Here is a 20,224-nt window from a genome sequence, read left to right as displayed (position 1 = left end):
GTCGACGCTCTCAGAGCACCAGCCATCGGCGCCCGTCGAGCAGTTCGCGGGCGGCGTCGAGATGACCGGCGTGGCAGGCCGTCTCCGTGATCACGTGCAGCAGCGTCTGGCCGAGGTCGCGGTGTCCCGTCGGGAAGTAGGGGGGCCACCAGACCGGGGGCCGATCGAGCGCAGTGGCCTCGATGATGCGGTCGGCCTCGGCGATGCTGGTGCGGTAGTAGCCGATGATGCGCGCGGAGTCACCCAGCTCCTGGTTCCAGCCGTCGGTCTCCTGGGCCTCGACCCGCCCGGCCACCACGCCCTGGAACCAGAACCGTTCCACGTCGTGCGTCAGGTGACTGACCAGCGCCAGGCAGTTCCAGCCGGACGGAAGCACCGGTCTGAGCAGGGCTTCGTCGGGCAGGCCCTCGAGAATGCCCAGCACGTGCTCACGCTGACCGCGCAGGGAATCGACCAGGAGGTCCTTCATGACGGCCACCCTACGTTCGCGATTGTCCGCTTCGCGGGGCTTCCGCGCGGTGGGTCGTGACCGATCTTGTCGGTGGTCTTCCCTAGTCTCTTTTCGAAGGTTCAGTGACGGACGGATCGAGAAGGTGGACGAGTGAGCGACGCGGTCGGGCTGGTGGTCGGCACGGAAGACTCCACGCCCCTGAAATTCCATGTCGCGGTCGCGCCCGACGCCTACCTCCAGCTCGACGACGTGGTGGTCACCCGGCGCACGATCCCGGGGGTCGGGCCGGTGATGACGTCGGGCATCGTCACCGAGGTGCGCTCGCGGCACGAGGGCGCCAGCTTCGGGTCCGACGTGTTCCTGATCGCCGACGGCGTGCTGCCGGCCCAGGTGCAGGAGATCGCCGAGATCACCACCACGCGGGTCGACCCCGAGGTCTACGTGCCGCCGCGCCCGGGGGCCACCGCCCAGCGGGCCCAGGGAGAAGAACGCGCACGGGCGCTGTACTTCGACCAGATGGAGAAGAAGGTTCCGGTCGGGCTGGGGCGGGACGGGGCGCCGGTCTACCTGAACCTCGAGTTCCTCAACGGGGTGCGGGGCGCGCACGTCTCGATCAGCGGCATCTCCGGTGTCGCCACCAAGACCAGCTTCGCGCTCTGGCTGCTGCACTCCATCTTCCGCTCCGGTGTGCTCGGGGGCGGTGGGCGCAACTCGAAGGCGCTGGTGTTCAGCGTCAAGGGCGAAGATCTGCTGTTCCTCGACAAGACCAACCTGCGCCTCGACGACAAGCTGCGCGAAGACTACGCGATGCTCGATCTGCCGGCGGCGGCGTTCGAGTCGGTCGGGTTCTACTCCCCGCCGACGCCGCAGGACCCGACGGGCCGACCCCACGTGACCGGGCGCACCAGCGGGGTTTCCGCCTTCTGGTGGACGCTCTGGGAGTTCTGCAACGGCGGCCTGCTGCCCTACGTCTTCGCCGACGTCGAAGACGAGCGCAACCAGTACACGATGGTCGTGCACAACGTGGCGTCGAAGCTGAAGTACGAGGCCGCCGAGGCCGGGGTCGACGGCGCGGTGACCCTGGAGGGGCGCACGATCCGCACCTACGAAGACCTGGTCGACTTCGTGGTCGAACAGCTGAGCGACGACTCCACCCGTGGCGCCTGGGCCGGGCCGGCGATCGGGCAGGGCACGGCCAACGCGTTCATCCGGCGGCTGATCTCGTCGGTGCGGCCGCTGCGCGAGCTGATCCGGGGCGACCTGGCCAAGAGCGACACCCGCCGGGTCTCCACCGAGAACGCCCAGATCACCGTGGTCGACCTGCACAACCTGCAAGAGCGAGGCCAGCGGTTCGTGGTCGGCGTGGTGCTGGCGGCCGAGACCGCGCGCAAAGAGGCGGCGGGCACGGGCAGCCTGCTCTTCACCATGATCGACGAGCTGAACAAGTACGCCCCCCGCGAGGGCAACAGCCCGATCAAAGACACGCTGCTCGACATCGCCGAGCGCGGGCGCTCTCTCGGCATCATCCTGATCGGCGCGCAGCAGACCGCGAGCGAGGTGGAGCGGCGCATCATCAGCAACAGCAGCATCAAGGTGGTGGGGCGGCTCGACCCGGCCGAGGCAGGGCGCCCCGAATACGGTTTCCTGCCGCCGTCGCAGCGGCAGCGGGCCACGCTGGCCAAGCCCGGCACCATGTTCGTCACGCAGCCCGAGATCCCGGTGCCGCTCGCGGTGGAGTTCCCGTTCCCGGCCTGGGCCACGCGGTTGTCGGAAGTGATTCCGGGTGACCTTTCCGCACCCGACCCCGCGGTGGCGTCCGGGCGGGGCCTGGCCTCGATCAAGACGACCACCGCCGACGTGTTCAGCAAGCTGCCGCCGGTGTTCGCCGACGACGAGCCGGATTTCTAGGGGTTGCGGTGAAGTTTCTGCACACGTCCGACTGGCACGTCGGCAAGCAGCTCAAGGGGCAGGACCGGCTCGACGAGCAACGCGCCGTGCTGCGCGAGATCGTCTCGGTGGCCGGTTCTCACGAGGTCGACGCGGTGCTGATCTCGGGCGACCTGTACGAGAACGCGGTGCCCGGCGCGGGGGCTCAGCAGCTGGTGGTGCGCACGCTGATGCAGCTGCGCGACCTGGGGTGCGAGGTCATCGCGCTGGCCGGGAACCACGACCACCCGGGCAGTTTCGACGCCTACCGGCCGCTGATGGGCCGGGCCGGCATCACGCTGCTGGGCAACCCGCGGCGGCCCGAGTCCGGCGGCGTGGTGCGGTTCAAGGCCCGCTCCGACGGGCACGAGACCGCGGTGGCGCTGCTGCCGTTCCTGTCGCAGCGGTACGCCGTGCGGGCGGCGAACCTGATGGCACAGACGCCCGCCGAGAACGTGGGCGCCTACGACCAGCTGGTGCGGCAGGTGCTCGGCAGTCTGTGCGGTGAATTTCACGACGACACGGTCAATCTCGCGATGGCGCACCTCACCGTCACCGGCGGATCGTTCGGCGGGGGTGAGCGGCAGGCCCAGTCGATCTTCGAGTACTCGGTGCCCGCCAGCATCTTCCCGGCCGAGTGCAGTTACGCGGCCCTGGGTCACCTGCACCGGCGCCAGACCCTGCCCGCGGCGTGCCCGGTGGTCTACAGCGGGGCGCCGATCGCGGTCGACTTCGGTGAGCAGGACAACCCGTCGGTGGTCTGCGTGGTCGAGGCCACGGCGTCCACCCCGGCCAAGGTGCTCGACGTGCCGATCGCCTCGGCGCGCAAGCTGCGCACGGTGCACGGCACGCTGGGTGAGCTGGAGGCCGCGGCGCCCGGGTACGGCGACGACTACCTACGTGTGTGGGTGCGGGAGCCGGCCCGGGCCGGGCTGCGCGAGGCGGTGAGCGACATCCTGCCGTTCGCGCTCGAGGTGCGCATCGATCCCGAGTTCAGCGGATCGGCCGAACGTTCGGCGCAGCATCGCGACCGCACCACGGGCAGTCCGCAGGAGCTGTTCGAGCGCTACCTGGAGTCCACGGGCGTGAAAGACGACGCGGTGTCGAAGTTGTTCGCCCGGCTGAGCGGTGAAGTGGAGGAGCACCCGTCATGAGGCCGGTCCTGCTGGAGATGGAGGGCTTCGCCTCGTTCCGGGAGCGGGCCCTGGTCGACTTCGAAGACGCCGACTACTTCGCGATCGTCGGGCCGACGGGTGCGGGCAAGTCGACCATCGTCGACGCGTTGACGTTCGCGTTGTTCGGTTCGGCGCCCCGGTGGGGGCGCAAGAACGCGGTGAGCATGGCGCTGTCGCCGCACGGCAACCGCGCCGTGGTGCGGCTGGTGTTCGAGCTGGCCGGGCAGCGCTACGTGGTGGCGCGCGAGGTGCGCCGCACCGGGCAGTCGACCACGGCCAAGAACCAGCGGCTCGAGCGCCTGCCCTCGGTGACGAGCCGGGGCGAGCCCGACGAGATCACCGAGTCGCTGGCCGCCGACAGCAAGGTCACCGAGGCCGTCGAGAAGCTGCTGGGGCTCACGTTCGAGCAGTTCCGGCAGTGTGTGGTGCTGCCGCAGAACGCCTTCGCCGAGTTCCTGCACTCCACACCGAAAGACCGGCAGGAGATCCTGCTGCGCCTGATCGGCGCCGAGCACTACGAGGTGGTGCGGGGCGAGGCGAACCAGCGGGCCCAGGCCGCCCGCGACCGGGTGGAGCACCTCGACCGCACGCTCGCCGACCTGGGGGACGCGACCCCCGAGGCCGAGGCCGCGGCCGCGGCGCGAGAGCAGACGCTGGCCGGGCTGGTGACCCGGGTGCGGGCGGCGCTGCCCGGGCTCGCCGCCGCACAGGAGGCCCTGGCCGGCGCGCAGGCGGTCGAGCAGCGGCTCGGGGCCGAGCGGGACCGGCTGACCGCGATCGTCGTGCCGGCCGGGGTGTCGGAGATCGACCGGGCGGTGTCGGAGGCATCGTCGGCCGCGTCCGCCGCCGCGTCGGGTGAGTCGGCCGCCGAGACCGCCGACACCGCCGCCCGTGAGCAGCTTTCGGCCGCACCGGCCCGGGGCCCGCTCGAGCAGACCGTCAAGAACCACACCGAGCTGGCCCGTCTCACCGCCGAGCGGCCCGGGCTGGTCTCGAGCGAGTCCTCGGCCCGCGCCGCCCACGAGGCCGCCGGGCACCAGGTCACGCAGGCCGAGCTGCGGTTCACACAGGCGCAGGTGGCGGCCGAGCGCGCGGGGCGGGAGGCCGACGAGGCCACGCGCCGGGTGGCCGAGCTGGAGGGGCAGCACCGGGCCCTCGGCGCGCCCGCGCTGCCGGCCGGGCTGGACGAGCTCGACCGCGACCTCGGCGCCGCCCGCGCCGCTCGCGACGCCGCACTCGCGGTGCTGGCCGAGGCCGAGAAGGCCGACGAGGCGGCTGCTTCCGCGCTCGAGGCCGGTCCGCCCCGCGGTCCGCTCGAACGGGCCCGGGCGACGCTCGAGGATCTCGAGGTTCTCGCCGGCCAGCTGGCCGGGTTGCCGGAGCGGGCCGAGTCGGCGCGTTCCGAGACCCGGGCGGCCACGGCCGCCGTCGAGGACTGCGAGGCGGCGCTGCGCGAGGCCCAGGCCCGGCGGGAAGAGGCCCGGGTGCAGCACGCGGCCTCGGCGCTGCGCCGGCATCTGGTGGCCGGCGAACCCTGCCCGGTCTGCGTGCAGCCGGTGGCGACGCTGCCGGAGCCCGGTCCCGACCAGGCGCTGCCCGGGACCGGCGAGGCCGAACGGGCCCTGGAATCGGCGCGGGCCCGGCTCAACCAGGTCGCCCGGCAGGAGAGTTCGGCCCAGGCCCAGCTGGAGGCCGCCGAGCGGCGCCGCGAGGAACTGCGCACCAACGTGCCGCGGGCCTGTCCCGACCTGGCCACGGCCGAGCGGCTGCTGACCGAGCTCGGCGCCCTCGAGACCCGCCGCCGGGAGGCCGGGCTGGCGATGCGTCAGGCCCGGGCCGCCGCCGAGGCCGCACGCCGCACCGCCGACGACCTGGTGGCGTCCGAGACCCGGATCCGCAGCGCGCTCGGGCAGGCCCGGGATCCGCTGGTGGTGCTGGGGGCGCCCCCGATCGAAGACCTCTCGCTGGCCGAGGCCTGGCACCGGCTGATCGGCTGGGCGTCCGAGCAGGCCGGTTCGGTCGGCGCCGAGCTGGCGCAGGCCCGCGAGGTCCTGGCCCGGGTCACGGCGGCCCGGCAGGCGGCCGGGGCCGAGCTGGCCACGGCCGGGAAGGAACTGCGTCAGGCGCGGGCGGTGCAGGCCGAGGCCCTCTCCGCGGCCGAGCGCGTGCGCGAGCGGGTGGCGCAGGCGATCGAGCACGAGGCGGGCCTGAAGGCCGCACTGGCCGGCGCTCTTTCACTCGACGTCGCGACCGCGCAGATCCGGCAGATCGACGGGTTCGAGGCCGCGGTGCGGGCCGCCGACGAGTCGCTGCGGGTGGCCCGGCAGTCCCGTGAGCGGGCGCAGCAGAAGCTGCACGAGCTCGACGGGCAGCTCGCCGCCGGCTGGGCCGGGCTGCGCCGCACCCGCGACGAGGTGGTGCCGCTGGGAGCGCCCGAGCTCACCTCCGACGGGCTGCTGCAGGCGTGGAACGGCCTGGTCGCGTGGAGTTCCGGGGCGGCGGCCGAGCGGGCCGAGCAGCTCGGGACGGCCCGCGCGAGCACCCGGACACTCCGTGACGAGGCGGGGGCGAAGGCCACGGAGCTGGCCGGGGTGCTGCAGCAGCACGAGATCCCACTCCCCGCCGAGGATCTGGCCACCACGGCCCTCGCCGCCGCCACCGGTGCGCACGCTCAGGCGCGGGCCGCGCGGGAACGCGTCCAGGAGCGCCGGGCCCAGGCCGCCGGGGTGCTCGAGGAGCGGGCCGCCGAAGAGGGGCACGCCCACGTCGCGAAGATGCTCGGTGACCTGCTGCGGGCCGACAAGTTCCCGCGCTGGCTGGCCACGGCGGCGCTCGAGAGCCTGGTGCTCGAGGCGTCCGACACGCTGCTGCGCCTGTCGAACGGCCAGTTCGACCTGAGTCACGACGACAAGGGCGACCTGGTGGTGGTCGACCACACCGACGCCGACGCGCGGCGCTCGGTGAAGACGCTGTCGGGCGGTGAGACCTTCCAGGCCAGCCTGGCGATGGCCCTCGCGTTGTCGTCGCAGATGTCGCAGCTGTCGAGCGCGGGCGGGGCGCGGCTCGACTCCATCTTCCTGGACGAGGGTTTCGGCACCCTCGACCCGGACACGCTGGAGACGGTGGCGGGCACGCTCGAGAACCTGGCCCGGGGTGAACGCATGGTGGGTGTGATCACGCACGTGCCGGCGCTGGCCGACCGGGTGCCGGTGCGGTTCAACGTCCGGCGGGACGCCCAGACATCGAGAGTGGAGAGGCAGAACCTGTGACGATCGCGGCCGTGCCGATGACCTATTCGGTCGAGGCGTGGGACCCCAGCTACGGCACCACCTTCGCGACCGAGGAAGACGACGGGCTGGCCGGCTCGAAGGCCGAGCTCGAGGTGGACATCGAGGTGCCCGCGGCGCGGTGGCGGCAGATCGCACCGCGTCCCGGGCAGGCGCATCCGCCCACGGTGCTGTTCGTCGACGGGGTGCGGCGGGTGGACGCGCGGATCTGGATCCGGGAGCCGGCCGACGTCAACGCTCTCGACGACGGGGCCGCTCTGGGCCTGTGCGCCTCGTACGCGTCCGGGGTGACGATGTGCCGTCACACCCCCGCCGGCAACACGGCCCGGGTGGTGAGCAGCGAGATCCGGCGAGGGCTGTTCACCACGGCGGTCTCGGCGGCGAGCATCCCGGCGCCGGGTGGTGACTACCGGGCCCACGTCACCGACGCCGACCCGTCGAAGCCTCTGCCGCAGTTGCTCTCGACCGAGCTGCAGGTGCGTCTGGCCGAGCTGGAGGTGGCGACGGCCGTGGCCGCCCGCGAGCAGCTCGAGCCCGCGCACCGTGACGACGACCTGCTGGTGATCGACGGCCCGTTGCGGGGTCGGCAGCATCTCCCCCGAGCGCTCGGGTACATCAAGACCCACCACAGCCGGTATCTGGAGCCCGAGCAGAACCAGCTCGTCAGCCGACTCGAACCAGGTCATCGCACACCGGTTTTCCGGATGGGCACGAACTGGAAACGCTTCTCCTGGTATCTGCGCCTGCCGTATCGCGAGGGGGCGCCGTGGGCGGGCATCGTGCGGGTGGAGTGTGCGGCCGACCTGGCGGCGGCCGATGCGGTGGAGCTGGCCTATCTGAGTCAGGCGGTGCTCGTGCGCTATGCGAGCAGCGAGATCAAGGATCCGCGGGCACCCCAGAACCTCTACCCCATCGCCGGTCTCGAGAAGGAGTTGCGGCGGAGGCTCGGGAATCCGCAGATCCTGCACCGGTCACTGCGCACGAGGCGCTCCGGGTGACCAGAGGCTCGCGGTGAAAGTCACCGCCCGGCAGCTGAACCGGGCCACCCTCGAGCGTCAGATGCTGCTGCGGCGTGTCTACCGCGAGGTGCCCGACGCCGTGCACGAGCTGTGCGCGCTCCAGGTCCAGGAGCCGGCGTCACCGTACATCGCACTCTGGAACCGGATCTCGGGGTTCGACCCGGCCGATCTCGATCGGGCGTTCACCGACCGCAGCGTCGTGAAGGCGACGCTGATGCGGATGACGCTCCACGGCGTCCACCATCAGGACTACCCGCACTTCTACGCCGCGATGCATCGCCGCATCCGCTCGGGCCGGGTCGGCGACGACCGCTTCACCGTGAGTGGGCTGACCGGCGAGGAGGCAGACGCCCTGATCCCGGTGCTGCGCAGGTACGCGGCCCAGCACATCCGCACCGGCACCGAGATGGACGAGCACCTCGCGCAGCATCTCGGCCGACCCCACCCGGGCCTGTGGTGGGCGCTGAAAACCTACGCCCCGCTGCATCACGCCCCCACACGTGGGCCGTGGGCGTTCCGGGGGCGATCCTCGTTCCGGGCCGCCGACCGGGCCTGGGAGAAGGTGAAACCGGATCACGCCCAGCGCCATCTGGCCACGCGGTACCTCGAGGCCTTCGGCCCGGCCACGGTGAGAGACTTCGCCCAGTTCAGCCTCCTGGCGATGTCCTCGGCCCGCGCCGCGATCGAGTCGGCGGCGACCCGGCGTCTGGAGGGACCCGAGGGACGCGACCTGTACGACGTCCTCACCAAGACCGTGCCGGACGGCGATACCCCGGCCCCCGCACGACTACTCGGGATGTGGGACAGCACGCTGCTCGCCTACAGCGAGCGCGATCGCATCATCCCGCCGGAGTACCGACCCGTCGTCATCCGGCGCAACGGCAACGTGCTGCCCACGATCCTCGTGGACGGGTATGTCGCCGGGGTGTGGCGCATGCTCGACGGCAACGTGGAGGTGTCGGCGTTCACGGCGCTGCCGAAGCGCCTGGGAAGAGCTGGCGGTGGAGGCGGAGGCGCTGAGAACGTTCGTGGCCGAGAGGGATCCGTCGTTGTACAGCGCCTATCACCACTGGTGGGCGAAGGGCCTGGAGGCGAAGGAGGTCAGGTCGCTTCGGTGAGCACCGGGAACACGGGCGGCTCGGCGGCCAGCTGCCGGGTGACCGACCCGAAGAGCTCGCGGATGTAGGCCTCGGGCGGGTTGTCCTGCACGTCGAAGGTGAGCTCGCCGATGTACTCCAGCAGGGAGGTGGTGAGCCGGGCGGTCATCACGCAGAACACGTCGTGCGGGGGGCGGCCGAGACGGTCGGCGATGGCCTCTTCGAGCAGCTTGCGCTCGTTCATGAACTCTTCGAGCAGGCGCATGCGGGGGGCCGGGTTGTCGTTGACGACTTTCTGGATCTGCCGGATCTGCTGCTGGTCACCGCGCGGCACCAGGAACAGCTCGATCATGACGTGCCCGAGCGCGATGTCGAGCGGCTCGTCGGCCGGACGCGACTTCAGCCCCTCGGCCAGCTTCCCGCGGAACGCCAGCGGATCGATGATCAGCAGGTCTTTCGTGGGGAAGTACCGGTAGAGGGTGGAGGTGCCGATGCCGGCGGCCTCGGCGATGTGCTCCATCTTCGTGGCGTCGTAACCGCGCTCCAGGAACAGGTTCAGCGCGGTGTCGATGATCAGCTCGCGCGTGCGTGCAGCATTGCGCTCCCTCAGCCCCATGACTCCCAGAATAACAGTGCGAGTCATCTTGGTAGTCACTTCCACTTAGGGATACTGTGCCGACAGGGCAGTCACTGCTGACTTCATGTGCCCTGCAATCCTGCTGAGAGGTTCCGCCGCTATGGCTTGGCATCTGTTCCGGTTGGGCAGGTGGTCGTTCGTCCACCGCCGGATCGTCGTGAGCGTGTGGCTCGCCCTGCTCGTTCTCGTGGGGGCGGGCGCGCTCACCCTCTCGGGCAAGACGAACGACAACTTCACACTGCCCGGCCTGGAGTCGACCGACGCGTTCAGCCTGATCGAGGAGCGCAGCCCGTCGGCCTCCCCCGACGGCGCGACGGCGAACATCGTGTTCCAGGCCCCGGAAGGCCAGACCCTGGCGAAGGACACGGTCGACGCGGCTCTGGCCAAGGTCAAGACGGACGACGTGGCCTCGATCGCCGACCCGTTCACCGCGGGCACGATCTCGCAGGCGGGCGACGTCGGTTATGCGACCGTCAGTTACAAGGTCACGTCGGCCGATCTGAGCGAGGCCGACAAGGACGCGCTGCACGCCGTGAAGACGGCTGCGCAGGAGGCCGGGCTGACCGCGGCCATCGGTGGTGACGCGCTGCAGGAGACGCCGGCCGCGGGTTCCGCCGAGGTCGTCGGCATCGTCGTGGCCATGGTGGTGCTGCTGATCACCCTGGGCTCGCTCGTGGCCGCCGGGATGCCGCTGATCACCGCGGTCATCGGCGTCGGCATCGGGTACGCGGGCATCACCGCGCTGACCGGTTTCGTCGAGCTGAGTTCGGTGACCCCGGCGCTGGGCTCGATGCTCGGCCTGGCGGTCGGTATCGACTACGCGCTCTTCATCATGTCGCGTTACCAGCACGAGGTGCGCACCGGCCGCTCGCTGGCCGAGGCCGCCGGGGTCGCCGTCGGAACGGCCGGTTCCGCGGTCATCTTCGCCGGCCTGACCGTCATCATCGCGCTGGTCGGGCTGAGCATCACCGGCATCACCTTCCTGATCCAGATGGGTGTCGCGGCGGGTGTGATGGTCGCGATCGCCGTGCTCATCGCGCTCACCCTGCTGCCCGCATTCCTCGGGTTCGCCGGCGACAAGGTGATCAAGAAGAGCCGTCTGGGCCTGAAGCAGCGCGACCCGGAAGACGATTCGACGCGCACGAACGGCCGCCGCTGGGTCGAGGCCGTCAGCCGGTACAAGTACCCGGCGCTGGTGCTGGGCATCGTGGTCGCGGCGGTCATCTCGATCCCGGTGACCAAGATGGAGCTGGCGATCCCCGACAACGCGACCGCCGCCGCCGGCAGCGACAGCCGGGTCTCCTACGACCTGATCGCCGAGAACTTCGGCGCCGGGGCGAACGGGCCTCTGGTCGTGGTGGTCGACACGCTGGGGGCGACCGACAAGGCCGCCGCCGTGGCCGCGGTTCAGACCAGGCTGGCCACGATCAAGGACGACGTGGTCGCCCTGGTCCCGCCGGTCACCAGTGACTCCGAAGAGGCTCAGGCGGCGTTCCAGCAGCAGCTGGAGGCGGTGAACCTGGCCAACTTCACGATCATTCCGGCCAGCGGGCCCTCGGACGTCGCGACCAAGGACCTGGTGGAGAGCATTCGCGCGGCGGTGGCCGACCTGCCCGCCGAGACCGGCGCCAAGGCCATGGTCACCGGCCAGACCGCCGTGGGTGTGGACATCTCGCAGAAGCTGATGGACGTCTTCCCGCTCTACCTGGTCGTGGTGGTGGGCCTGGCGTTCATCCTGCTGGTGCTCGTGTTCCGCTCGATCCTGGTGCCGCTCAAGGCCGCACTCGGCTTCCTGCTCTCGGTGGGCGTGGCGCTGGGCTCGACCGTCGCGGTGTTCCAGTGGGGCTGGCTGATCGACCTGGTCGGGCTGGACGTCACCACGCCGGTGCTGTTCATCCTGCCGCTGCTGCTCACCGGCGTGCTGTTCGGCCTGGCCATGGACTACGAGGTCTTCCTGGTCACCCGCATGCGCGAGGCGTACGTGCACGGCACCGAGGCACGGCAGGCCGTGATCGACGGGTTCGCGCACAGCGCCCGGGTCGTCACCGCGGCCGGGATCATCATGTTCGGGGTGTTCGCGGGCTTCGCCCTGGGCCACGACGTGATGATCAAGACCATCGGTTTCGCGCTCGCCGTGGGCGTTCTCGCCGACGCGTTCCTGGTGCGCATGCTGATCGTGCCGGCCGTGATGGCGATCGTGGGTCAGCGGATCTGGTGGCTGCCGGCGTGGCTCGACCGGGCGCTGCCGAACCTGGACATCGAGGGTGAGGCGCTGAACGAGAAGCTCGGGCCGCCCAGCTCGCAGGAGTCGGTGCCCGCCTGACAGCAGTTGAGAAGCGCGTGCCTCACGCGCTTCTCAACTCGCCGGGCTCAACTCGCCGGGCTCAACCCGCCGGGCTCAGCTGACCGGGATGGCCGCCACCATCAGGGCCCCGCCGTTGGCCAGCGTCGAGAACATGACATCACCGCCGAGCGCCCGCACCTGGTCGATCATCCCGGGCAGCTCGGCGCCCAGGCGCAGCTGGGCCGGACGCACCGAGCCGTCCTGCACCTCGATGATCAGCACGCCGTTCGCCTCGTGGCCCCGGATGTCGAGACCGCCACCGCCCGGGTGATCCCCCGCCACCGCCAGCACCGAGCAGATCAGGCTGTAGGCGGTCTCCTCGGCGGCCTCGGGAAAACGGCCGGGCGGCAGGCTCACGTCGACCGGCACCGGCTGGCGCTGCACCACCGCCTCGACCGCCGCGTGCAGGCCGGCCTGGCTCAGCACCGCCGGGTGGATGCCGCGGGCGAGGGTGCGCAGCTCGTCGAGAACCTGCGAGATCTCCTTGCTGATGCCCTTGAGCTTCTGGCGCGAGGTGTCGGGCAGTTCCTGCGAGTCGGACGCCGCCAGGAACAGTTTCAGCGCCAGCAGCCGCTGCTGCGCACCGTCGTGCAGGTTGCGCTCGAGGCGGCGCCGCTCGGCCGCGCCGGCCTTGACCGCCTGCATCCGGATCGTGCGCACCTGCCCCAGCCGGGCCAGCACAGCGGCCTGGAGCTGGGCGTTCTCGAGGGCGAGCCCGCCCGCGGCGACCGCGTTGGCCACCACCCCGGAGTGCCTGCGCAGGGCCGGGTCGGTGTCGATCACCGCCAGCGGGGCCCCCGTCGCCGACGCGACCGGGAGCACCAGGCGTCCCTCATGTTCGTTCTCCTCGGTGGGCGCGCCGTTCGTGTCGACGTACGCGTTGAGCTCGGGCGCCCAGTACCGCACCCGCAGGGTGTCGTCGAGCAGGGCGGACCGCAACGCGGTCTGCACCGCCTCGGGCGTGGGGTGCCGCTGCACCTGCCGCACCAGCGCGAGCACCGCCTGGTCGGCCAGGCGACGCCGCACCACACTGGCCAGGAAGGCCAGCGGCACCAGCGCGAACAGGGCAGCCTGCAGGGCGAACAGCGCGTCTCTCCAGACCCCGTGCACGCCGATCAGCTGAGCCACCGGCACCGTGACCGCGGCCAGGGTGGTGGCGGGCGCGGCGATCGCCATCGGCGCGAGCAGGGCCCGGTCGAGACCCCACATGCGGCGGATGCGGTTCATCCACAGCAGCGTGAAAAGTCCGGCCAGCACCAGCTGCCCGGCACTCGCGACCTGGATGACGGCGCGGTTCAGCTCCCGGTCGGCGTACACCGTGACCCACCAGGTGGACGGGTCGTAGTCCTTCCACTCCGGGAGCATCGTGAGGTCCTGCGCCACGATGCCGCCGACCAGCACGATCGCGAGCGCCGCCACGAAGACGCGGTCGGCACGGCTCATCAGCGTGGGCTCGGGATAACGGAACATGGCCCACACCGCGAGCGACAGTGCCACGTAGCTGGACACGCCGGACACGAGCGGCATCGGGCCGAACGCCCATTCCTCGCTCCAGCCCAGCGACCACAGCAGGGCCGCGGCGACCAGCAGGCCGGCGGTGGCGCGGTGGCCGGGTTCTTCCCAGAGGATGACGCCGGCGCCGGTGAGCAGGGCGCCGAACAGCAGGCTGCCGGCGGCCACCCCCGGATACTCACCCCAGAGCGGGCCCATGACGAGGGCACCGAGGGCTGAGAGCGCAACGGTGACAGCAAGGGTTCGTGACCACTGCCGGCTGCGTGACGGCGGCACGGACGGGAAGGGCGAGGTCACGACCAACGACGTCGAGCTCACCGGCCTCAGCCTGATCGCCGGGCCGAATCAGGACAAGAGGGAAAGCTCCCGTCTGTGCTTGTCCAAAGGTCACCTCACCCGGTCAGCCGTTCGCCGGGCGTTCGTCGGGCGTTCGTGGGCGTTGGTCAGCGGCGGGCGCCGACCCGGTCGCCGCGCTGGGTGCGGGAGCTCGCGAGCAGGGTGAACCGGCGGCGGAACCGGCTGCCGAAGCCGAAAGTGGCCGCCGCGGGATCGAACTCGGGACGCGGTTCGGGCAGGGTGGTGAGGTCGAGCACCTCGGCGGTCTCCGTCGCGGGTTCAGTCGGCTTCTGGGCCGAACGGGGGACGTTCGGGCCGACGACGCCTTCTTCGTGCACCGAAGGTTTCACTGTCGCCACCGTGGCGCTGACCGCGAGCGCCGCCGTGGTGACGAGCTGGCGCACCGGCTGGCGCAGGGGCAGACCGTCGAGCGTGGCCGCGTCGACCCAGCGGGGTGTGTAGCGGTTGTTGCGGTTGGCGTGCTTGGTCTCCGGGCCGGACATGGTCAGCTTCGCCTCGTCGGGCACGACCGCGAGGAAGTAGGCCTGGCCCTCGTGGTCGGGCAGACGGCCGGCCAGGGTGACGCGCAGGCCCAGCTCTTCCTCGACCTCGCGGACGGCGGCCTCCTCGGGCGACTCCCCCGGCTCCAGGCGGCCTCCGGGCACGCTGAGGAACCGGTGCCCGCGCACGTACCGCTCGATCATCGCCACGCGACCGCTGGGAGCGAGCGTCACCACACGGGCCCGGCGAATCTTCATCGGTCGTTCTTTCCGTTTCGTCCGCGCCAGGCCAGCCACCCGGCCATCGTGCCCCGACCTCGCGCACCCGGCCAACCTGAAACACCCAAATCACATCCGACCCACGACCTGCCGCCGGGGCCGTTGTGGCGTAGCGTGCCCACCGCGACACGAAGTGTGACGACGACCACCTGGAGGCCAGCCATGGTTCCGCACCCCCGCCGCACCCACCTGACCGGCGCCGCGTCCGTGCTCGCCCTGGCCCTCGTGCCCCTGTTCGGCCTGTCCGCCCAGGCGGCGAGCGACCCGGCCACCGCGAGCGTGAACCCCGGCGGCTGGAAGCTGACCTACAAGGCCGCGAAGGGTCAGATCAACAAGGTCACGGCGTCGGTGGCCTGGAACGAGCCGCGCACGAAACTGGTCTACCTGATCGACGACTCGGTCGACGTGCGGATCGGCGCGGGCTGCTCGTACCCCATCGCCGACGACCGCACCAGCATCCGCTGCGAGCTCGCGCCGATGGACAGCCAGGACCCCTACGCCAGCATGGCCATGAACCTGCGCGACCAGAACGACTCGGTCGAGTTCCACAACAACACCACGCAGGTCTACTACTTCAACGAGTTCTGGCTCGGCGACGGCAAGGACACCTTCGACAGCAGCCACGCCGCCACGGCCGACGGCACCTTCGTCTGGGGCCAGAACGGCGACGACACGATCAGCACCGGCTCGGTCTCCACGGTCTCGGGCGGCAACGGCCGGGACGCGATCACCACCAGCGGCAACTACAGCGACGTGGACGGTGGTCAGGGCGACGACACGATCCTGGCCGGCCTGGGCCAGCAGTACCTGCGCGGTGGGGGCGGCAGCGACGTGATCCGCGGGGGCGGCGGCAAGGACACGCTGTACGGCGGGCCGGGCGACGACAAGCTCTACGGCGAGGGCGGCGCCGACACCCTGTACGGCAACAGCGGCGACGACCTGCTCTCGGGCGGGGCGGGCGCCGACACCCTCAAGGGCGGGCCGGGGAAGAACACACTCAAGCCCTAGCCGAAACAACCGACGCGGAGCAAGTTTTAACGCATCCTGATGCTTGCCCGGCGCGGCTCGTACTCGTCCGCCCAACGCCTCACCTGAGGGATCTTCACAGCGGGCACGCAGAGGGGCACCTCGCCGACGCACTGCAGCCGCCTGGTCCGACAGGTGTAGATATGCCAGATTTAGCCCGAGGCCCCAGGCGTGCTTAAACCGGTCTCCGGCAGCCTGGCGGCATGCGAAACTCCTCCAAAACCCGAGGCGGACGCCGGGTCTCGCGGCGCATCTGGGCCGTGAGCCTCGGCGCCGTCCTGATCGCCGTCGCGGGCACCACCGTGGCCGTGCAGTCGGCCTCGGCGCGCGGGCGGCACCATCCGCGCCCCACCGCCCATCACGGGCAGCCCCGTCCCGGCACGCCCGCCCCGACCACCACGACGCCCGGCACCACCACCGAGCCGACCGCGTCCGCCGAGCCCAGCGCGTCCGCCGACCCGACGGGCACCACCGACCCGGGCGGGACGACCAGCCCGGTCGCCACCACGTCCGCCCCTTCCACCGCACCGGCCGGCGACACCTGCGCCCGCAAGGGCTCGGCCGCGGCTGAGGTGAAGATCACCGACGTCAAGCTGCCGGTGAACGTGAAGGGCTACGGCCAGGAGAGCGACACCGAGGTGCTGCCGATGGCGATCGCCTCGTCGCCCGGCGGGACGTCGTGGCTGGCCTGGGTCGGCACCGACGAGAAGGTGCACCTCGGGCAGCTCGACTGCGACGACGAGCTGGTCGGCACGCCCGTCACCTACGACGGTTTCGACCTGCAGGACGTGCAGGCCGACAGCAAGGGCGGCGTCCTGCTGATCACCCGCAAGGGTGACTGCGGCACCGGTCCGCTGTGCGGCGGCGAGTCCAGCCCGTGCAACACCATGCACATGATCCGCTTCGACACGAGCGGCGCCCAGGTCTGGGACCAGCAGGTCACCAACCTCACCGACAGCCGCCAGGGCTACAGCGACGGCGCCCGCTTCGTCTGGTGGTACCAGCACCACGGCCGGCTGGCCTACGACGGCGAGAACTACGCGGCCTACTTCGGGGTGGCCATCACCGTGAAGAACGGCAGCTGCGTCGACATCCACGAGGGCGACCGCATGCAGGTCGTCAACGCCACCACCGGCAAACCGGTGGCAGGCAAGGGTTTCGAGGTGGGCTGCAGCCACGCCTGGACGTCCCGGATCGCGTACGACCCCACGAAGAAGGACTTCGTGACGACCTGCGCCACCGACAACAGCTGCCGCATCGCCCAGCCCGATCCGTATCGCACGGTGGCCGCGAGCACCTGCGACGGCACGCTGTTCAACGGAGACCTGGTGCTGTCGAAAGACTCCGGCTACTGGAACGCGTGGAGCCAGGGCGGCACCGCCAGGCTCGCGCACTTCACCACCGGGGCCGCCGACAAGACGGTGACTCCCGGGGCGTCGACGCAGCATCCGCACCTGGTGCCCTACGGCGCCGACCGCATGCTCCTGACCTGGGGTTCGGGAAGCAGCACGCAGGCGAAGGTTCTCGACCGCTCGACCGGCGCCACCGTCGGCGCAGCCCTCACGATCGACGTGAAAGACCACAACTACACGGCCTACAAGGACTACGCCGACGGCAGTGTGGCCTACCCGGCCGAGGGCAGCACGAACGGCTCGATCAAGGTCGCCCGGGTCATGCCGCTGAGCTGATCCGACGCGCCCTGCGGAGGAGGCCCGGTGGCCGTCGCCGACTCCGGCGACTGCCGGGCCACCCGGCTCAGGGGAAAGCCCCTGCTCCATCAGGGTGATTGCCGGTGCGAATTCCTGTGTTGATCATGTGATTTGATGCGGTCCGCCTTTTCCCGGCCCTACGTTGTGCCGTCCCACTCACCGGTCAGCAGAACCGGCAGGCCAGGAAGGCTGAGATGAACCCGCGGTACGAGCAGACGCAGCGCCCGGTCGATCCGCTCGGCTACCCGGACATCGACGGCGGCGCGATCGCCCGGCTCCACCGGGTCGTCACCGCTCAGCCCGACGCCGTGGCCGTTCGCGACGACTCGACGAGCGTCACCTACCGCGAGTTCGCCCTCCACACCGCCGCGGTTCGCCGGGAGGTAGTCGACGCTGAGGGCACCTCCCCAGCCCGAGGGGTCAGGGAGACCACCCCGGCCCCGCCCGAAAGAGCTGTGGCCCTGCTGTATTCGCACGACGTGAGCGCGGTCTCGGCACTGTGGGGCGTCATCGCGTCCGGCCGGCCGGTGCTCGTGCTCGACCCTCGCACGCCCGTGGCCCGCCTGCGCTCGTTCGTGGAACGCGTCGACGTGAAGGTCTGCGTGACCGACCAGGCCAACGCCCAGACCGCCGCCGAGCTGGTCGACGACGTGATCGTGTCGAGCCCGGACGGCACCAGCACCGCCACTGACGCTGACCTGGCGGAGCTCTGGTCCCAGGCGCCCGAGCCGACCACGACGGCCGTGTACGCCTTCACCTCCGGTTCCACCGGGCGTCCCAAAGTCGTTGTCCACGACCACCGCATGCTGGTGCGCGAGGCCTGGGCCATCGCGATGGCGACCGACACCTACGGCGCCGACGACGTGGTCGCCCACAGCCTCCCGATGGCCTTCTACGCCGGGCTGATGGCCGCCTGCGCGGGCCCGCTGATCGGCGCCACCACCGCGATGTACGACATCCGGGCCCGGGGCCTGGCCGAACTGCCCGCCTGGATCGAGCGCAACGGCGCCACGATCCTGCAGGTCAGCCCGGCCATCCTGCGCAACCTGACGGGCAGCTCCCCGGATCCGCAGCGGCTGCGCACGATCCGCTCGGTGACGTTCGCGGGCGAGGCGACCTACGGGCCCGACCTCGAGGCCGCCCGCGCGCTCTTCCCCGAGACCTGCGTCTTCCGCAACAAGTACGGCTCGTCCGAGACCGGATACTGCACCGAGTACCGGGTGGACCCCACCCATCCCCCGGTCGACGGCGTCCTCCCCTCCGGCGCCCCGATGCCCGACGTCCGCCTCGGTCTGGTCAACGACGACGGTTCCCCGGTCAGCGGCACGGGCACCGTCACCCTGACCGGCCCGCACTTCGCGCTGAGGTACCTGGGCGACCCCGCCGCCACCGACAAGGCCTTCAGCGGAACCGGAATCGACCGCACCTACCGGAGCAACGACGTCGGCACGATCGACGAACACGGCGTGCTGCGTCTGCTCGGCCGCCGCGACCACAGCGTCAAGATCCGCGGCTACCTGGTCGAGCCCGGTGAGGTCGACGCGGCCCTGTCCTCCCTGGACGACCTGCGCGAGTCGATCACGGTCGGCGCCGAACGCGGCAACGGGGCCACCGGGAAACGCCTGGTCTCGTACATCGTCTCCAGCTCCGACCGGCCCAGTGCCACCGTGGTGCGCCAGCACCTGGCCACGCTGCTGCCCTCGTGGATGGTGCCCGAGACGGTGGTCTTCCTGGAGGCACTGCCGCGCACCGACCGCGGCAAGCTCGACCGCGCCGCGCTGCCGGAACCGCCCGTGGTGAAGGCCGGGCAGGGCTCCGAGAACCTGAGCGAGTGGGAGGAGGTCGTGCGGGCACTGTGGTGCAGCGTGCTGGCCCTGCCCGAGATCGGGCTCGACGACGACTTCTTCGAGCTCGGCGGCGACTCACTGGCCGCCGAGAGCCTGATGACGCGAATGGCCGCCGAGCTGGGGGTGCCCTCCAACGAGGCGCAGACCACGGTGCTCGTGCAGGCGCCCACGCTCAAGGAGTTCGCCGAGCGGGTCACCCGCAAGATCGACGCGGCCGGTCAGACCCTGATCCCGCTGCGCGCCGGGGGCAGCCGCCCGCCACTCTTCATCTTCACCGGCGGGGGCGGTCTCGGCGTCACGATGGTGCCACTGACGCGTCATCTACCCTCCGACCAGCCGGTTTTCGCACTGCAGGCACACGGCCTGGAGGCCCGCGGCGTGCCCGACTGGAGCGTCGAGGCCTCGGCCCGCCGTCACATCCGCACGCTGCGCTCGATCCAGCCGGCCGGTCCGTACTTCATCGCCGGGCACTCGTTCGGCGGCGTGCTCTCGCTGGAGGTGGCCCACCAACTGCGCGAGGCCGGGCAGGAGGTGGCGCTGCTGATCGTGCTCGACTCATTCCCGCCCGACGGCAAATCGCACGTGCCCCTGGAGGGTTCGACCGTGCAGAAGTTCCGCGCGGTGCTCGGCGTGGCCACCACCGGTCTGCGCGGCACGCCGGGCGACGACCAGTACTGGCGGTTCTGGCGGCAGAGCAATTTCCTGCACATGCGTTACCGCGCAAAGGCTTACGACGGCGAGACGCTGGTGATCGTGGCGGCCGACAGCGACGAGAAGGCCGTACGCCGTTCGTGGGCGCCGTATCTGACCGGAACCTGGCGCCTGACGCACGTGCCCGGCGACCACATGTCGATCCTGCGCGACCCGTACGCGGTGCGTACGTCCGCGGTGATCCGGGAGCAGCTCGAGTCGGCCCAGCGGAAGACGCGTGGTGCCCCGGCGAGGGCGCGCGAGCACACCCGCCGGCCGCGTCTGTTGCGTACGGGTAAGGCCTGGCCCGACCAGTATTGACAGACCTGGTTGATATGCTCGCTTCAGGTCGATCATCGGGGGCTGTGTGAGCACGGCGGGAACACTCC

At 71.1% G+C, this 20,224-nt stretch carries 13 protein-coding genes; 9 read left to right on the top strand and 4 right to left on the bottom strand.

Annotation, left to right across the window (positions count from 1 at the left end; translation table 11 throughout):
- Positions 1-10 precede the first annotated feature (10 nt).
- The gene (locus tag J2S57_RS18225) at positions 11-469 is read right to left on the bottom strand and encodes a DinB family protein (RefSeq protein WP_307244508.1); all 459 of its coding nucleotides are present in this window, start codon (positions 467-469) and stop codon (positions 11-13) included.
- Between the two features lie 132 nt (positions 470-601).
- Here J2S57_RS18225 and J2S57_RS18220 point away from each other — a divergent pair, with 132 nt between their 5' ends.
- Genes J2S57_RS18220 through J2S57_RS18200 form a run of 5 tightly spaced genes read left to right on the top strand, consistent with a single transcriptional unit; the run spans position 602 to position 9,044 of the window.
- Positions 602-2,359 (top strand): ATP-binding protein, encoded by a 1,758-nt coding sequence (locus tag J2S57_RS18220; RefSeq protein ID WP_307244506.1) that lies wholly within the window; start codon positions 602-604, stop codon positions 2,357-2,359.
- Between the two features lie 8 nt (positions 2,360-2,367).
- Positions 2,368-3,531 carry an exonuclease SbcCD subunit D gene (locus J2S57_RS18215; RefSeq protein WP_307244504.1) on the top strand — a complete coding sequence of 388 codons (1,164 nt, stop codon included), beginning with the start codon at positions 2,368-2,370 and terminating at the stop codon, positions 3,529-3,531.
- Positions 3,528-6,821: an AAA family ATPase gene (locus J2S57_RS18210; protein ID WP_307244502.1), complete on the top strand. Its 3,294-nt coding sequence runs from the start codon at positions 3,528-3,530 to the stop codon at positions 6,819-6,821. The genes J2S57_RS18215 and J2S57_RS18210 overlap by 4 nt, the downstream gene beginning before the upstream one ends.
- Positions 6,818-7,837 (top strand): hypothetical protein, encoded by a 1,020-nt coding sequence (locus tag J2S57_RS18205; protein ID WP_307244500.1) that lies wholly within the window; start codon positions 6,818-6,820, stop codon positions 7,835-7,837. Before J2S57_RS18210 ends, J2S57_RS18205 begins: the two co-directional genes overlap by 4 nt.
- 13 nt (positions 7,838-7,850) lie before the next feature.
- Complete coding sequence (locus J2S57_RS18200; protein WP_307244498.1) at positions 7,851-9,044, top strand: winged helix DNA-binding domain-containing protein; 1,194 nt, start codon at positions 7,851-7,853, stop codon at positions 9,042-9,044.
- Here the strand turns inward: J2S57_RS18200 and J2S57_RS18195 are convergent.
- A complete protein-coding gene (locus J2S57_RS18195; protein ID WP_307244496.1) occupies positions 8,960-9,571 on the bottom strand; it encodes a TetR/AcrR family transcriptional regulator in 612 nt (203 codons plus the stop codon). The genes J2S57_RS18200 and J2S57_RS18195 overlap by 85 nt on opposite strands.
- Before the next feature lie 121 nt (positions 9,572-9,692).
- On the opposite strand from J2S57_RS18195, the gene J2S57_RS18190 reads away from it, so the two are divergent.
- A complete protein-coding gene (locus tag J2S57_RS18190; RefSeq protein ID WP_370882485.1) occupies positions 9,693-11,915 on the top strand; it encodes an MMPL family transporter in 2,223 nt (740 codons plus the stop codon).
- A 75-nt stretch (positions 11,916-11,990) separates the two neighbouring features.
- Here the strand turns inward: J2S57_RS18190 and J2S57_RS18185 are convergent, their stop codons facing one another.
- Both J2S57_RS18185 and J2S57_RS18180 read right to left on the bottom strand, forming a co-directional pair.
- Complete coding sequence (locus tag J2S57_RS18185) at positions 11,991-13,646, bottom strand: sensor histidine kinase (protein ID WP_307244492.1); 1,656 nt, start codon at positions 13,644-13,646, stop codon at positions 11,991-11,993.
- A 245-nt stretch (positions 13,647-13,891) separates the two neighbouring features.
- Positions 13,892-14,542: an NUDIX domain-containing protein gene (locus J2S57_RS18180; RefSeq protein WP_307244490.1), complete on the bottom strand. Its 651-nt coding sequence runs from the start codon at positions 14,540-14,542 to the stop codon at positions 13,892-13,894.
- Positions 14,543-14,725: 183 nt separating this feature from the next.
- On the opposite strand from J2S57_RS18180, the gene J2S57_RS18175 reads away from it, so the two are divergent.
- From J2S57_RS18175 to J2S57_RS18165, 3 genes are all read left to right on the top strand, one after another.
- On the top strand, positions 14,726-15,571 hold the full coding sequence (locus tag J2S57_RS18175) for a calcium-binding protein (protein WP_307244487.1): 846 nt from the start codon (positions 14,726-14,728) through the stop codon (positions 15,569-15,571).
- Between the two features lie 221 nt (positions 15,572-15,792).
- On the top strand, positions 15,793-17,277 hold the full coding sequence (locus tag J2S57_RS18170; RefSeq protein ID WP_307244485.1) for a hypothetical protein: 1,485 nt from the start codon (positions 15,793-15,795) through the stop codon (positions 17,275-17,277).
- Between the two features lie 215 nt (positions 17,278-17,492).
- Positions 17,493-20,156: an AMP-binding protein gene (locus J2S57_RS18165; RefSeq protein WP_307244483.1), complete on the top strand. Its 2,664-nt coding sequence runs from the start codon at positions 17,493-17,495 to the stop codon at positions 20,154-20,156.
- Positions 20,157-20,224 lie beyond the last annotated feature (68 nt).

This window comes from Kineosporia succinea (assembly GCF_030811555.1).
Lineage (GTDB): Bacteria > Actinomycetota > Actinomycetes > Actinomycetales > Kineosporiaceae > Kineosporia > Kineosporia succinea.
The sequence above is the reverse complement of the archived record's forward strand: the minus strand, read 5'-3'. Positions and strand labels throughout refer to the sequence as shown.

Bases quoted from the DNA above. Each gene is read 5' to 3' on its own strand.
- J2S57_RS18170 (WP_307244485.1), top strand. From the start codon at position 15,793: ATGCGAAACTCCTCCAAAACCCGAGGCGGACGCCGGGTCTCGCGGCGC.
- J2S57_RS18185 (WP_307244492.1), bottom strand. From the start codon at position 13,646: ATGGGCCCGCTCTGGGGTGAGTATCCGGGGGTGGCCGCCGGCAGCCTG.
- J2S57_RS18225 (WP_307244508.1), bottom strand. From the start codon at position 469: ATGAAGGACCTCCTGGTCGATTCCCTGCGCGGTCAGCGTGAGCACGTG.
- J2S57_RS18180 (WP_307244490.1), bottom strand. From the start codon at position 14,542: ATGAAGATTCGCCGGGCCCGTGTGGTGACGCTCGCTCCCAGCGGTCGC.
- J2S57_RS18175 (WP_307244487.1), top strand. From the start codon at position 14,726: ATGGTTCCGCACCCCCGCCGCACCCACCTGACCGGCGCCGCGTCCGTG.
- J2S57_RS18210 (WP_307244502.1), top strand. From the start codon at position 3,528: ATGAGGCCGGTCCTGCTGGAGATGGAGGGCTTCGCCTCGTTCCGGGAG.
- J2S57_RS18165 (WP_307244483.1), top strand. From the start codon at position 17,493: ATGAACCCGCGGTACGAGCAGACGCAGCGCCCGGTCGATCCGCTCGGC.
- J2S57_RS18195 (WP_307244496.1), bottom strand. From the start codon at position 9,571: ATGGGGCTGAGGGAGCGCAATGCTGCACGCACGCGCGAGCTGATCATC.
- J2S57_RS18190 (WP_370882485.1), top strand. From the start codon at position 9,693: ATGGCTTGGCATCTGTTCCGGTTGGGCAGGTGGTCGTTCGTCCACCGC.